Annotated in this window: 11 protein-coding genes; 10 read left to right on the top strand and 1 reads right to left on the bottom strand. The window is 61.7% G+C overall.

The annotated features are described in order from the left end of the window. Window positions 1–223 precede the first annotated feature (223 nt). The 9 genes from putP (at window position 224) to HU736_RS15145 (ending at window position 11,057) form a co-directional block, all read left to right on the top strand. Window positions 224–1,699: a sodium/proline symporter PutP gene (gene putP / locus HU736_RS15185; protein WP_103435819.1), complete on the top strand. Its 1,476-nt coding sequence runs from the start codon at window positions 224–226 to the stop codon at window positions 1,697–1,699. 154 nt (window positions 1,700–1,853) lie between these two features. Then, on the top strand, window positions 1,854–2,690 hold the full coding sequence (locus HU736_RS15180; RefSeq protein ID WP_186700687.1) for a 23S rRNA (adenine(2030)-N(6))-methyltransferase RlmJ: 837 nt from the start codon (window positions 1,854–1,856) through the stop codon (window positions 2,688–2,690). 263 nt (window positions 2,691–2,953) lie between these two features. Beyond that, window positions 2,954–4,711 carry a carbamoyltransferase family protein gene (locus tag HU736_RS15175; RefSeq protein WP_101315830.1) on the top strand — a complete coding sequence of 586 codons (1,758 nt, stop codon included), beginning with the start codon at window positions 2,954–2,956 and terminating at the stop codon, window positions 4,709–4,711. Further along, window positions 4,695–5,825 carry a glycosyltransferase gene (locus HU736_RS15170; protein ID WP_186700686.1) on the top strand — a complete coding sequence of 377 codons (1,131 nt, stop codon included), beginning with the start codon at window positions 4,695–4,697 and terminating at the stop codon, window positions 5,823–5,825. The genes HU736_RS15175 and HU736_RS15170 overlap by 17 nt, the downstream gene beginning before the upstream one ends. After that, entirely contained in the window at window positions 5,825–6,721 is an 897-nt protein-coding gene (locus HU736_RS15165) for an antimicrobial resistance protein Mig-14 (RefSeq protein WP_103438682.1), read from the top strand. The genes HU736_RS15170 and HU736_RS15165 overlap by 1 nt, the downstream gene beginning before the upstream one ends. Window positions 6,722–6,723: 2 nt before the next feature. After that, the gene (locus HU736_RS15160) at window positions 6,724–8,151 is read left to right on the top strand and encodes a PIG-L deacetylase family protein (protein ID WP_186700685.1); all 1,428 of its coding nucleotides are present in this window, start codon (window positions 6,724–6,726) and stop codon (window positions 8,149–8,151) included. Then, window positions 8,148–9,104 (top strand): glycosyltransferase family protein, encoded by a 957-nt coding sequence (locus HU736_RS15155; protein ID WP_103435822.1) that lies wholly within the window; start codon window positions 8,148–8,150, stop codon window positions 9,102–9,104. The genes HU736_RS15160 and HU736_RS15155 overlap by 4 nt, the downstream gene beginning before the upstream one ends. A 29-nt stretch (window positions 9,105–9,133) precedes the next feature. Further along, window positions 9,134–9,901 (top strand): hypothetical protein, encoded by a 768-nt coding sequence (locus tag HU736_RS15150; RefSeq protein ID WP_103435823.1) that lies wholly within the window; start codon window positions 9,134–9,136, stop codon window positions 9,899–9,901. Between the two features lie 22 nt (window positions 9,902–9,923). Beyond that, the gene (locus HU736_RS15145; RefSeq protein WP_225913054.1) at window positions 9,924–11,057 is read left to right on the top strand and encodes an O-antigen ligase family protein; all 1,134 of its coding nucleotides are present in this window, start codon (window positions 9,924–9,926) and stop codon (window positions 11,055–11,057) included. Window positions 11,058–11,211: 154 nt separating this feature from the next. On the opposite strand, the gene HU736_RS15140 is transcribed toward HU736_RS15145, so the two are convergent. After that, window positions 11,212–11,850: a BUD32 family EKC/KEOPS complex subunit gene (locus tag HU736_RS15140; protein WP_186700677.1), complete on the bottom strand. Its 639-nt coding sequence runs from the start codon at window positions 11,848–11,850 to the stop codon at window positions 11,212–11,214. A gap of 113 nt (window positions 11,851–11,963) precedes the next feature. Here HU736_RS15140 and msbA point away from each other — a divergent pair, with 113 nt between their 5' ends. Next, on the top strand, window positions 11,964–13,766 hold the full coding sequence (gene msbA / locus HU736_RS15135; protein WP_103435826.1) for a lipid A export permease/ATP-binding protein MsbA: 1,803 nt from the start codon (window positions 11,964–11,966) through the stop codon (window positions 13,764–13,766). Window positions 13,767–13,881 lie beyond the last annotated feature (115 nt).

Raw genomic sequence — 13,881 nt, 5'->3', positions numbered from 1 at the left:
GTCGTCGCGCTGCTCGATTATGGTGCGTTTTCCCTTTATAAACGCGGCGTTTGCGACAAAAGTATCTAAAAGCGACGTTTTGTGTGTAAACGCATTTCAGGGTGCAACTGGCAAATGAAAAATGGTTGCACCCGGTTCATGTTGTTGCATAGCATGCGCCGCCTGGGTGCAACCGCTTTGTCGGCTGGTTGCATGAAATAAAAACAAACGCCAGGGCACAACCATGGGCAATCCACTGACGATCACCTTCGTGGTCTACATCGCAGTAATGGTACTGATCGGCTTCGCCGCCTATCGCTCCACCAACAACCTTTCCGATTACATTCTCGGCGGACGTAGCCTCGGTAGCGTTGTCACCGCGCTGTCCGCAGGTGCCTCCGACATGAGCGGCTGGCTGTTGATGGGCCTGCCAGGCGCCATCTACATGTCCGGCTTGTCTGAAGCCTGGATCGCCATCGGCCTGACCGTTGGTGCTTACCTGAACTGGCTGTTCGTGGCCGGCCGTCTGCGTGTGCAGACCGAGCACAACGGCGACGCGCTGACCCTGCCGGACTACTTCGCCAGCCGCTTTGAAGACAAGAGCGGGCTGCTGCGGATCATCTCTGCGATAGTCATTCTGGTGTTCTTCACCATCTACTGTGCCTCGGGCATCGTGGCGGGTGCTCGCCTGTTCGAAAGCACCTTCGGCATGTCGTACGAGACCGCACTGTGGGCCGGCGCTGCTGCGACCATCGCCTACACCTTCGTCGGTGGTTTCCTGGCAGTGAGCTGGACCGATACCGTGCAGGCCTCGCTGATGATCTTCGCACTGATCCTGACGCCGATCATCGTGCTGATCTCGACGGGCGGCTTCGACACCACCTTCCTCGCCATCGAAGCGCAGAACCCGGCCAACTTCGACATGTTCAAGGGGGCGACCTTCATCGGCATCATCTCGCTGATGGGCTGGGGCCTGGGCTACTTCGGCCAGCCGCACATCCTCGCGCGGTTCATGGCTGCCGAGTCGGTCAAGTCGATCGCCAAGGCTCGTCGCATCTCGATGACCTGGATGATCCTGTGCCTGGCTGGTACTTGCGCCGTGGGCTTCTTCGGTATCGCCTACTTCTCGGCCAACCCTGATCTGGCTGGCCCGGTTACCGAGAACCACGAGCGTGTGTTCATCGAGCTGGCGAAGATCCTGTTCAACCCGTGGGTTGCCGGTGTGCTGCTGTCGGCCATTCTGGCGGCGGTGATGAGCACCCTGAGCTGCCAGCTGTTGGTCTGCTCCAGCGCCCTGACCGAAGACTTCTACAAGACTTTCCTGCGTAAAAACGCTTCCCAGGTCGAGCTTGTCTGGGTCGGTCGGATCATGGTCCTGGCCGTGGCACTGATCGCCATCGCCCTTGCAGCCAACCCGGAAAACCGCGTGCTTGGCCTGGTGGCGTACGCCTGGGCTGGCTTCGGTGCTGCGTTTGGTCCGGTAGTCCTGCTGTCGGTACTGTGGAAGGGCATGACCCGCAACGGCGCGCTGAGCGGTATCATAGTTGGCGCACTGACCGTGATCTTCTGGAAGCAGCTGGACACCGGCCTGTACGAAATCATTCCGGGCTTCCTGTTTGCCACCATCGCCATCGTGCTGGTGAGCAAGCTGGGCGCGCCGACCTCGAGCATGGTTTCGCGCTTCGAGAAGGCTGACGAGGCTTACCACATCGGTAAGTAATGTTGCCCTGATCGCTGTATGAAAAAGCCCGCGCCTGTTTAGGTGCGGGCTTTTTCTTGCCCGCTGCAAGGCAGGCCTGCAGTCGCCTGGCGCATACGCAGGCCTGACGACTCCAGCCTGACAAGGTAAACTTGCCGCCTGCGCAGGAGTTGCCATGAACTATCGTCACGCCTTCCACGCCGGCAACCATGCCGACGTCTTCAAACACATCGTGCTGACCCGCCTCATCGCCTTGATGTCGCGCAAGGAGCAGCCGTTCGCTTACATCGATACCCACGCCGGCCTCGGTCTGTACGACCTGCACGGCGACCAGGCGAGCCGTACCGGTGAGTACCTGGAGGGCGTTGCCCGGCTGTGGGGCCGTGACGATCTGCCCGAGATCATCGCCGACTACCTGCGCGTGATCAAGCGCCTGAATCCAGAAGGTGAGCTGCGCTATTACCCGGGCTCGCCCGAGTTGGCGCGCCGGCTGATGCGTCAGCAGGACCGTGCGCTGTTCAACGAAAAGCACCCGGAAGACGGCCCATTGCTGCGCGAGAACATGAAAAAGGACCCGCGCGTCACCGTTCATCTGGGTGAAGGCTGGCATGTGCCCCGGGCGCTGCTGCCAGTGCAGGAAAAACGCGCGATCATGCTCATCGATCCGCCGTTCGAGCAGGCCGACGAGCTCAAGCGCTGCACCGTTGCAGTCAAGGAAGCGATCGGGCGCATGCGCCAGACGGTGGCGGTGATCTGGTACCCGATCAAGGACCAGCGCTTGCTGACTCGCTACTATCAGGACCTGACCAGCACCGGCGCGCCGAAGCTGCTGCGCGCCGAGCTGTATGTGCATCATCAGGACAGCCCGCAGGGTCTGAACGGTTCCGGCCTGGCGATTGCCAACCCGCCATGGGGTCTGGAAGAAGAGCTGCGCGAGTTGCTGCCGCTGCTGGCCAAAGAGCTGGCCCAGACTGACGGTAGCTGGCGCCTGGATTGGCTGATTGCTGAGTAGTCACAGTGCCCTGATGCTGTGCAGATCCCTGTAGGGGCGGCCTTGCCGGAGCGCCGGACCGGTCGGAAAGGGCTGCGAAGCGGCCCCACATTTTCAGCTTCGCCGCTGATACCGCCGGGCCAGCTTCGCTGGCCTTTCGCGACACAAGGCCGCTCCTACACAGGGGCGGTGCGCGATGGAGCTTTGCGTTATAATCCCGCCCTTTAGCCGCCGTCCGCCGTGAGGCCGACCGCGCATCTCTACCGAATGAAGAGGCTAGACCCTTGGCATTGACGATTCTTGGCCTGTCCGGCGCCCTTAGCCATGACCCTTCCGCGGCCCTGTACATCGACGGCAAGCTGATTGCCGCCGCCGAAGAAGAGCGCTTCGTGCGTGACAAGCATGCGAAGAACCGCATGCCCTACGAATCGGCGAAGTTCTGCCTGGAGCAGGCCGGCATCAAGCCGTCGGACGTCGATGTGGTCGCCATACCCTTCGCCCCGATCAGCCTGTTCGGCAAGGCCCGCTGGCACTATGCCAAACGCTACTGGTATGCCCCGGACCGCGCCCTCGACGCGCTGCTGATGGGCAACCGTCGCTACAAGCGCTATCGCAACAAGATCGTCTGGTGCCTCGAGCAACTGGGCTTCGATCCGAAAAAGATCAAGATCGAGCCGGTCGAGCACCACCTGGCGCACGCCTCCAGTGCTTACCACTGCTCGGGCTTTAAAGAAAAAACCGCGATCCTCGGCATCGATGGCAAGGGCGAATACGCCACGACCTTCTTTGGCTACGGTGAAAACGGCAAGATCCACAAGATCAAGGAGTTCTTCGATCCGGACTCGCTCGGCGGCCTGTATGGCGCGATCACCGAGTTCCTCGGCTTCGAAATGCTCGACGGCGAGTTCAAGGTCATGGGCATGGCGCCATACGGCGATGCCAGCAAATATGACTTCTCACGCCTGGCCAGCTTTGAAAACGGCGAACTGGTGATCAACACCGAATACGCCAACGTCATCGGCCTGCGTCGCTATAAAGAAAAGGGCAAGGGCTTCTACTTCTCGCCAAAACTGATCGAGTGGCTGGGTCCCAAGCGCGAAGGCGATATCGCCGACGAGCCGTACATCCACTACGCGGCGAGCATGCAGGCGCTGTTCGAGAAGCTTGCGCTGCAGATGATCGACCATTACCTGGGCGACATCCTCAAGCAGACCGGCAAGCTGGCCTTCGCTGGCGGCTGCGCGCTAAACGTCAAGCTCAACCAGAAGATCATCGCCCGCCCGGACGTCAAGGAGCTGTTCGTGCAGCCGGCCTCCGGTGACGCCGGTACTGCGGTCGGCGCTGCTGCCTACGTGTCGCACGCCCGTGGCGTCCCGGTCGAGAAGATGGAACACGTCTACCTCGGCCCGTCGTATTCCAACGAAGACGTGATTGCCGCCTGCGCTCGCCATCCGAGCCAGCCGCAGTGGCGCAAGCTGGACAACATGCCCGAGCAGATCGCCAAGATCATGGTCGATGGCAACCCTGTGGCCTGGTTCCAGGGCCGCATGGAGTTTGGCCCGCGCGCGCTCGGTGGCCGTTCGATCATCGGCTGCCCAAGCGTTGCCGGGGTTGCCGACCGGATCAACCACCAGATCAAGTTCCGCGAGCGCTGGAGGCCTTTCTGCCCGTCGATGCTCGACACCGTTGCGCCGCAGATGATCAAGATCGATCACCCTGCGCCGTTCATGACCTTCACCTTCGAAGTGTCGGATGAATGGAAAACCCGTGTACCGGAAGTGGTCCACGAGGACGGCACTTCGCGTGCCCAGGTGCTCAAGCGCGAATACAACCCGCGCTACTACGACATGATGAAAGCGCTGGAAGACCTGACCGGCAACGGCGTGTCGCTGAACACCTCGCTGAACCGTCGTGGCGAGCCGATGATCTGCTCGCCGACCGACGCCTTGAACATGTTCTTCGGCTCGGACCTGCAGTACCTGATCATGGAAGACATCCTGGTCGTGAAGGATGGCGCTGCGCCTTATGACCAGCCGCTCTGAACCGCGCATTCTGCAGTTCTGCCATGGTTATGACGGGCCGTTTCTCGACTGTGCCCGTCAGTACGCCAGCCTGTTTCAGGGGCGCGGTTATCAGGTCACCACGGTGTTTCTCACCGGCAAGGCCGATCCGCAGGTAGCCGCGGGCTGTGCTTCGGACGAAGTGCTGTTTCTCGAATTCAGCTCCAAGGCCGTGCGCGGCCTGAAGCTGGGGGCGATACGTGCGCTGCGGCGGATCGCTGCCGAGCGCAACTTTGCCCTGTGCATCGCCCACCGCTTCAAGCCGATCTATGTCGCCTCTCTCGGCACCGATCTGCCGGTGATCGGCGTGCACCACGCGTTCGGCGACTATCAGCGCAACAGCCGCCGGCTTTTCGCCAATCTGTTCCGCCAGCGCCTGAGCTTGCTCGGGGTGTCCGACGCGGTGCGTGACGATATGCGCCGCTGCCTGACGCAGTGGCCGGCCGAACGTATTCAAACTCTGTACAACCGCATCGACGTCGATGCACTGCAGGCCAGCCTGGTGCCGGCTGTGGAAGCTCGGCGCGTACTTGGCCTCGACCCACAGGCGTGGATTGTCGGCAATGTTGGCCGTCTGCACCCGGACAAAGACCAGGCGACCTTGCTCAAAGGATTTGCCCAGGCGCTGCCGAATCTGCCTGCCGGTGCTCGCCTGGCGATCCTCGGCACTGGCCGCCTGGAGCCACAGCTCAAGGCCCTGGCGGTCGAGCTGGGTATTGCTGCTCAGGTCGACTTTCTTGGCCAGGTGGCGGATGCGCGGCGCTACTTCAAGGCGTTCGATGTATTTGCGCTGAGCTCGGATCACGAGCCGTTCGGCATGGTCCTGCTGGAGGCTATGGTCGCCGGCGTTCCGGTATTGGCCACGGCCTGTGGCGGTGCCCGCGAAGTGGTCGAGGGCGTTGGCATGCTGTTCCCGCTGGGCGATGCCGGGCAGTTGGCCCAGGGCCTGGAACATATGGCCAGGCTGGACGACCAGCAGCGTCAGGCGTGTGCCGAGCACATGCTGCAACGCTTGCGCGAGCGCTTCAGTGATCAGGCCGTCGCCGAGACCTTCTGGCAGTTGCCGCAAGCGCAGGCGTTGGCGGTGCAGCCGTGATCTTCAACCGCATCCCGGCTGTGCGCGAGCGCGGCTGGAAAGTCATCGATGCCGCCGCCTATGCCGAGACCTGGCAGCGCTTCGGCGGCAGCGTCGCGACCCATCCGCGGGTGCTCGAACAGTTGGCTGAGCTTGCGCAGATCCCGGTCCGCTATCTGGGGTGGGAGCAGGGCGGTGATTTACAGGCGGCCATTCCGACCTGGGGTCGCCACCTGGCATTGTCCAAGGACGTGCTCAAGCGTCACGGCAAAAAGGGTCTGTTCGACCTGGGCAATGCCGAACTGATTCTGCCGGCGTCCAGCACTGCCGAGGCGCCGCTGCGGCATGCCGGGCGCTACCTGTCAGAGCTCAACCACGGGCGCTTCAGCGGCCTGCAGGCGCAAACTGAACAGTTGGCCATGGCCCGCGCGCCGGAAGACCTGTCGAAGAAGTTTCGCTACAACCAGCGCCGCGAACTGCGCCTGCTGGAAGAAGCCGGCGGGCAGGTGCAGCCGATCAGCGATTTTACCTCGGCGCAGATCGCCAGCATGTATTGCGACCTGTTCCAGCGCCGCTGGGGCTTCGCCGCCACCGGCGCGCAGCATATGCCTGAAGTGCTGGAGCGCCTGCGCGAGCTGTTGATCGGTTCGGTGGTATTGCTTGAAGGTGCACCGATTGCCATCCAGCTGATCTACCGTGTCGAGGCCCCAGAGTGGGTCAGCGTCGAGTACGTCAACGGTGGCGTCGACCCCGAGACCAAGGCGTTCAGCCCCGGCAGCGTGCTGAGTTTCCTCAATACCCAGGCCGCCTGGGAAGATGCCCGCGCGCGCAACAAGGCCCTGCGGTTCTCCTTCGGTCGTGCTGACCGGGAGTACAAGGAGCGTTGGTGCACGCCGGTGCCGGTGTATCAGGTCTGACCATGAGCGCACGCAAGCAGCAGTTACTCAATCGTCATCGCAAGCGCAAACGGCTGGTTGTGTTGGTGCTGTTGTGCGTTCTTTTGCTGTCGGGCTTGTGGCTGTGGTGGCTGCCGCCGGTACTCGCGCTGCTGCTATGGGTCGGCCATGAAGCCTGGTTTTCTGATCACCTGTTCTACGTGGCCGCCAGTGATTACGAGTACGACCTGCAAGGCTGCGCGCGCTACCCGCTGCACAGCCGCGACGGCCTGCTGACGCTGCCTGCAGATTGCGTACTGGATGCCAGCCAGACCCTGCTGCTGCGAGTGCAGCTGCGCGCCAGCTTGCTCGGTCGGCTGTTTGACCCTGCCGTTGTCATCGAAGGCGGCAACGCCGACAAGCAAACCTTCGAGCGCGGCGCCAAGGGCGTGCGCTACCTCAATCTCAGTGGTCAGGAGGCTGCATTGGCAGCTGGGCAGCTGCGTTTGCGCGGGCGCCACTGCCGGCTGGCAGATGAAATGGAGCTGCTGGTTATCGGCCACGCCGACTACCTTGCCGGCACCCTGATGGTGATCGCGCCGCATGCCGATGATGCCGAGCTGGCGGCCTTTGCAGCGTATGCCCAGGCCGAGCAGAGCTGGATCGTCACCCTGACCGCTGGCGAAATTGAAAATGAGTACTACCGCGACACACTGGCCCTGGACACCGTGCAGGCAGCCCGGCTCAAGGGCGAGCTGCGCAGTTGGGACAGCGTCGCCGTGCCGCGCTGGGCCGGGGTGCCATCGGCGCAGAGTGTGCAGCTCGGTTACTTCTGCATGCAATTGAGCGCGATGCAGGCCAATCCGCAAGCAGTAGTGGCGTCCCGTGAGGCCGATCTGGTCGATACGCGTCCGTTTCGCCGCTTCAACGAATGCACTCTTCAGAGTGATGCACACGGTCAGCCGACCTGGCAGGCCCTGGTGGCTGATCTGTGCGAGCTGATCGAGCGCGCGCGACCGGACACCGTAGTGCTGCCGCATCCGCAGCTCGACCCGCACCCCGATCACATCTGCGCCCACGATGCACTGCGCGAGGCGCTGGCCGCGTGCCAGTGGCAGCCGCAGACCCTGCTGCTGTACGCCAACCACCTTCATGACAACGACCGCTGGCCGATGGGCGAGGCGGGTGACGGCGTGGCCTTGCCGCCGTTGTTCGAGGCGCAGCCGGGGATGTGCCCGTGGGCACTGCAAGTCTCCCCTGAGCGACAGAGGCAAAAGGCCATGTCTTTGGCTATGATGCACGACCTGCAGCCGCCGGCGCCGCTCAAAAGACGGGTTCGGCGCTTGCTGCAACAGTATCTGGCAGGTCGCCGTTGGCCGCTATTTGGTAAAAACGAGTTCTTCCGTAAGGCAGTGCGTCGCCACGAACTGTTTTGGGTCGAGACACTGGTCGACAAGAGTAAACCACAGTGAAAGTCCTGTTTCTGGTCCAGAAAGAGCAGCGCGCCATCCTTGATCGGCTGTATGAAGGCATCGCCGCCAGTTGCGAGTGTGATATCCGCTGGCTGACCGACGCCGAACAGGACGACCTGCGCGGTTACTTCAAGCAGCATGTGCAGGTCGAACAGTACGACCGCATCCTGTTCTTCTTGCGCTTCAAAAAGGAGATCCGTCAGGTTCGCTTCATCAGCCAGATACCCAATCTGGTCATCCTTGAGCACGATGCCTACCAGAACTACATCCCCTGCAAGTACACCGGCAAGTTCAGCGCGCATTACCGCCGCCTGCCGTGGGCGCGGGTGATCACCTCTGGTGCGGTGGTCACCCGCCGTCTGCAGGACGAAGGCTTTGACGCGGTGTTCGTGCCCAAGGGCTATGACCAGGCGCTGCTGCGCAACGAGAACCGCGAGCGCGATATCGAACTGGCGTTTGTCGGCAGCCTGCGCAGCGTCGCCTATTCCGGGCGCAAGGCCATGCTCGACTCGTTGGCCGAGGTGGAAAACCTGGTCATCACCCGCACCAAGTCCGGCGAAGAGTACAGCCAGACCCTCAGCCGCATTCGCTACTTCGTCAGTGCCGATGTCGGCATGGGCGAGTACATGATCAAGAACTTCGAAGCCATGGCCTGTGGCTGTGTGCTGTTCGCCTACGACCAGGGTGATGAAGAAAACCGCGCCCTGGGCTTTGTCGACATGGACAACATCGTGCTGTACCGCGACCTTGCGCAATTGCGCGAAAAACTCGCGGTGCTGCGTGCCGACAGCGCCCTGGCCGAGCGTATTTCCCGCAATGGCCAGGCATTGGCAGAGCAGCGCTTCAGCTTCCACGCCATCGGCCAGGCGATCGTCGAGGCCATGCGTCCCCCTTTGCGTCAGCGTGACAACCCGGGCCCGTGGCAACGTCTGCGTCGCGCCCTGGGTCTATAACGCCCGACCCTAAACCATCGAGGACAACCATGCTTTTCAGTGAAAGCAGCGAGATCACGCTGATGGTGACCAGTTGCGGTCGGTTCGATCTGCTCAAGCGCACGCTCGAGACCTTCGACCGCTTCAACACCGCTCCCATCCGCGAGGTGTTCATCACCGAAGACGCCGGCGACGAAGCCGTGCGCGAATGCATCCCCGAACACTGGCGTGCGCACACGACCTTTATCGTCAACAACCCGAAGCTGGGCCAGTTGCGTTCGGTTGACGCCGCGTACGCGCAGATCAAGACGTTCTGGGTGTTCCACTGTGAAGATGACTGGGCGTTCTACCGCCCGGGCTTCATCGAAGACTCCATGGCCCTGCTTGAAGCTGATCCACAGGCCTTGCAGGTCTGGCTGCGCAGCTTTGCCCATGACCTGCAGGTGCACAGCCCGTATGTGTTCCTGCACGAGCGTCAGGTGCACGCCGGCATCCCGTTCTACCAGCTGGGTTCGAACAAACCGGAATGGCAGGGCTTTTCCTTCAATCCGGGCCTGCGCCGGCTGGCTGATTACCAGGCGCACGCGCCGTATGCCTCGCATTCGGGCGAGAAGAGCCTGTCGCGGCTGTATGCCGACGCCAACCGCTACGCACTGATTCTTGAAAACGACGCTGTATTGCACACCGGTTTCGGTGAGCACGTGGAAATGCCCGAAGAGAAGGTCAAGAAGCTTCGGCGCAAGCGCATGGAGCGCATCAAATTGATGGCTGCGCTCGTTATTGGACTACTGGTTGGATGGGTATTGAAGGATGTTTGAAAAGATAGGCAAGGAGGGCGCAATGAGCAGGCAATACTTTGCTGCAGCACTGATCGTGTTTCTGCTCAGCTATGTGTTGATGACGTCCTCGAAGTGGACCAACAACATTTTCTACGCGTTCGTCGCGTTGCCTGGGCTGGTGTTCCTGATAAAGGAGCGCGGCGCAGGATTGTTTGCAAACAAGCTGGGCTGGGCCTGGGTAGTGTTTCTGCTGTGGTTCCTGGTGCCAGCGGCGGTGGCTGGTGATGGGCAGTTCTACAAGCACATCCTCTATGTGACCTTGTTCGTGTTCATTCTGGGCGGGCTGCTCAATCCGGACTTCTTCCGCTCCGAGGCATTCACCCGAGCCCTGTTCTGGGCGCTGTGCCTATATATCTATGGCTGTGCGGCCTATGCCTACCAGTCTGGCGAGTTCCGTTTCGGCGCGCGAGTAGGGATCCTGCCCGCGCGGCTTGAGAACGTGATCTATGCCAGCATCTGGTTGTTCTGCGCGCTGGCCCTGGCCATGCCAGCGTGGGTCAAGAACCGCCGCTGGGTGGAAGCCTGTGCTGCGCTAGTGCTATCGGTGGTGGCGGTCAGTTTCGTCTTGCAGACGCGCACTGCACTGGTCGGCGCAGCCTTCCTGTTCGCGGCCTGGGCGTGCTACGCGCTGTGGCGCTTCCCCCGGGTTGCCGGGCCTTGGCTGTTGGCGTGTGCGGTGATGGGGGCGATAGCGCTGTGGCTGGTCAAGGATGCGCAGTGGTTCCACAACCTTTTTGCGCGCGGCGACTCGTATCGCATTGAGTTGTTCCAGATCATGGTCGGCGAGTGGCGCAATTGCGGCTGGCTGCTTGGCTGTGGCGTAGAGTTCCAGACCGACAAGCTGCTCAGCGGCGTGATGCCGATTCAGCATCCGCACAACATCTTCGTCGCGATGGGCTTGTACACCGGTGGCATTTCGCTGGTGCTGTTCCTGATCGTCATGGCCATGACCCTGATCGAGGCGATTCGCCTGCGCGATCCGTGGGGTATGTACCTGGCGTGCGCGCTGGTGATGCTCAATTTCGATGGCAGCAAGCTGATCGGCAACCCGGATGAGCTTTGGCCGCTGGTGTTGTTGCCGGCAGCGATGGTGTTGGGCAGGGTTGTCCAGCAACAACAGCGTAAGCGCTGGTAACGCATTAAAAAAGCTTGCGCGGTCCCTGTAGGAGCGGCCTTGTGTCGCGAAAGGCCAGCGTAGCTGGCCCGGCGATGTCAGCGGCGAAGCTGAAGCCGTGGGGCCGCTGCGCGGCCCTTTCGCGACACAAGGCCGCTCCTGCAAAGCCCCGGTCTCAGGCCAGCACCTTGGCCAGTTCTTCGCGACTGCACAGCTGCTGAGCGGCCAGGTAGCCGTCGACAAAGCTGCTGTCGCCGGCGTCGAGCAGCCACTGACGATCCTGCGGATAGCGCAGCATGTGCTTGAAATTGCGCAGCCGCTGCGACTTGCGCAGCGGCCGGCGGAAGATGCGCAGGTCGGCGATGTCGATCAAGCCCAGTTCACCCTCAGGCGTGAGCACCACATTGCCCATGTGCGCCGAGCGGAAGTACACCCCGCGCTCGTGCAGAATCGCAATGAACCGGCCCAGTTGCGCACGCAGTTGGTCGTGATCGGCAGGCTCTTCAAGCACCTGGCGCAAGGTCTGCCCAGGCAGCGGTGCATAGTGCACGGCATCGCGCTCGATTGCGCCGATACGGTATACCGCCTTCACCACTGGACACGGAATCTGCCGCTCCTGCAGATGCCGACAGTTGTCGGCAAAGCGCTGCGCATACGGATACCACGCAGCAGAGCTGAGCAGGCGCTTGCGACGAAACAGTTTGAGCATGCTGCCATCGATCAGGCGCAGGACCTTGTCGCCGGTGCCATCGGCTTCGAGCACAGTGGCGCCTTCGCGCAGTGCGAGATAACGTGCCTGTTCAAGCGCTTGCATCAAGTCTCCAGAGTGTGGCCAAGGGCAGGGCAGCCGCCTATCTTACCTGCAGCAGGCGGTCGGCAACACCGCGTGTGGTATAATCCCGACTCTTTTTCACCCGACGGATTGTCATGACAGTTCCCGAATCGTCCGCGCCCTCGAGCCTGAAGATCTATTTCCGCCTGCTCAGCTATGTGAAGCCCTATCTCGGCATCTTCATGCTCAGCATTCTCGGCTTCGTGATCTTTGCGTCGACCCAGCCCATGCTGGCCGGCATCCTCAAGTATTTCGTCGACGGCCTGAGCGATTCTCAAGCCGTGCTGTTCCCCTCCGTGCCGTACCTGCGCGACCTGAAACTGCTGCAGGCAGTGCCGCTGCTGATCATTCTGATCGCCGCCTGGCAGGGCCTTGGTTCGTTTCTGGGTAACTACTTTCTGGCCAAGGTCTCGCTGGGCCTGGTCCACGACCTGCGCGTCGAGCTGTTCAACAAGCTGCTGGTGCTGCCCAACCGCTATTTCGACAGCCACAACTCGGGTCACCTGATCTCGCGCATCACCTTCAACGTGACCATGGTCACCGGTGCTGCCACCGATGCAATCAAGGTGGTGATCCGTGAAGGCCTGACGGTGGTGTTCCTGTTCGCCTACCTGCTGTGGATGAATTGGAAACTGACCCTGGTGATGTTGGCGATCCTGCCGATCATCGCGGTGATGGTCAGTACTGCCAGCAAGAAATTCCGCAAGCAGAGCAAGAAGATCCAGGTCGCGATGGGGGATGTGACCCATGTCGCCTCCGAGACCATTCAAGGCTACCGTGTGGTGCGCAGCTTCGGCGGCGAAGCCTACGAGCAGCGCCGTTTCAACGCGGCCAGCCAGAGCAACACCGACAAACAGCTGCGCATGACCAAGACTGGCGCGCTGTACACGCCGGCGCTGCAATTGGTGATCTACACCGCCATGGCGTCGCTGATGTTCCTCGTGCTGTTCCTGCGCGGCGACGCTTCGGCCGGCGATCTTGTGGCCTACATTACTGCTGCTGGCCTGCTGCCCAAGCCGATTCGTCAGCTTTCGGAAGTCAGCTCGACCATCCAGAAAGGCCTGGCCGGCGCCGAGAGTATCTTCGAGCAGCTCGACGAGCCTGCCGAAGTGGACGCTGGCACGGTTGAAAAGGACCGCGTCGAGGGTCGTCTGGTGGTGCGCAACCTGAGCTTCACCTACCCCGGTACCGAGCGCCAGGTGCTGAACGACATCAGCTTCACCGCAGAGCCTGGACAGATGATCGCCCTGGTTGGTCGCTCCGGAAGTGGCAAGTCGACCCTGGCAGCGCTGATCCCGCGCTTCTATCACCACAATGAAGGGCAGATTCTGCTCGATGGCGTGGAGATCGAAGAGTACAAGTTGCGCAACCTGCGCCGGCATGTCTCGCAGGTCACCCAGCACGTCACCCTGTTCAACGATACCGTCGCCAACAACATTGCCTACGGCGATCTGGCTGGTGCGCCGCGCGAGGCCATCGAGGCTGCCGCCGCCGACGCCTACGCCAAGGAATTCGTTGATCAGTTGCCCAAGGGCTTCGATACCGAAGTCGGCGAGAACGGTGTGCTGTTGTCCGGTGGCCAGCGCCAGCGTCTGGCGATTGCCCGGGCCTTGCTGAAAAACGCCCCGCTGCTGATTCTCGACGAGGCCACTTCGGCGCTCGATACCGAGTCGGAGCGGCACATCCAGGCCGCACTGGATCACGTTATGCAAGGTCGCACCACGCTGGTCATCGCCCACCGCTTGTCGACCATCGAAAAGGCCGACATGATCCTGGTCATGGACCAAGGCCGTCTGGTCGAGCGCGGTACTCACGCCGAACTGCTCGAGGCTAATGGCCATTATGCCCGCCTGCACGCGATGGGCCTTGATCAGCCAGAGAAAGTCGATATCACCTGAGTCGGCTGTTGCGGGGCCGATCCGGCCCCGATTGTCACCGGAATTGTCCAGGCCGGCTTGGCGCTAAAGCCATCGTCTGGCCTGTGCTAATATCCTGCCCCTGTTAATTTTTCCA

Source organism: Pseudomonas shirazensis, assembly GCF_014268785.2.
GTDB classification, from domain to species: Bacteria; Pseudomonadota; Gammaproteobacteria; order Pseudomonadales; family Pseudomonadaceae; genus Aquipseudomonas; species Aquipseudomonas shirazensis.
Note: the sequence above shows the minus strand (reverse complement) of the source record. Positions and strands in the feature narration are given on the sequence as shown.

What these genes read in the sequence shown, in the direction of transcription:
- HU736_RS15180 (WP_186700687.1), top strand. Translation starts at nt 1,854, where the DNA reads ATGAACTATCGTCACGCCTTCCACGCCGGCAACCATGCCGACGTCTTC.
- HU736_RS15160 (WP_186700685.1), top strand. Translation starts at nt 6,724, where the DNA reads ATGAGCGCACGCAAGCAGCAGTTACTCAATCGTCATCGCAAGCGCAAA.
- msbA (WP_103435826.1), top strand. Translation starts at nt 11,964, where the DNA reads ATGACAGTTCCCGAATCGTCCGCGCCCTCGAGCCTGAAGATCTATTTC.
- HU736_RS15150 (WP_103435823.1), top strand. Translation starts at nt 9,134, where the DNA reads ATGCTTTTCAGTGAAAGCAGCGAGATCACGCTGATGGTGACCAGTTGC.
- HU736_RS15145 (WP_225913054.1), top strand. Translation starts at nt 9,924, where the DNA reads ATGAGCAGGCAATACTTTGCTGCAGCACTGATCGTGTTTCTGCTCAGC.
- HU736_RS15140 (WP_186700677.1), bottom strand. Translation starts at nt 11,850, where the DNA reads ATGCAAGCGCTTGAACAGGCACGTTATCTCGCACTGCGCGAAGGCGCC.
- putP (WP_103435819.1), top strand. Translation starts at nt 224, where the DNA reads ATGGGCAATCCACTGACGATCACCTTCGTGGTCTACATCGCAGTAATG.
- HU736_RS15170 (WP_186700686.1), top strand. Translation starts at nt 4,695, where the DNA reads ATGACCAGCCGCTCTGAACCGCGCATTCTGCAGTTCTGCCATGGTTAT.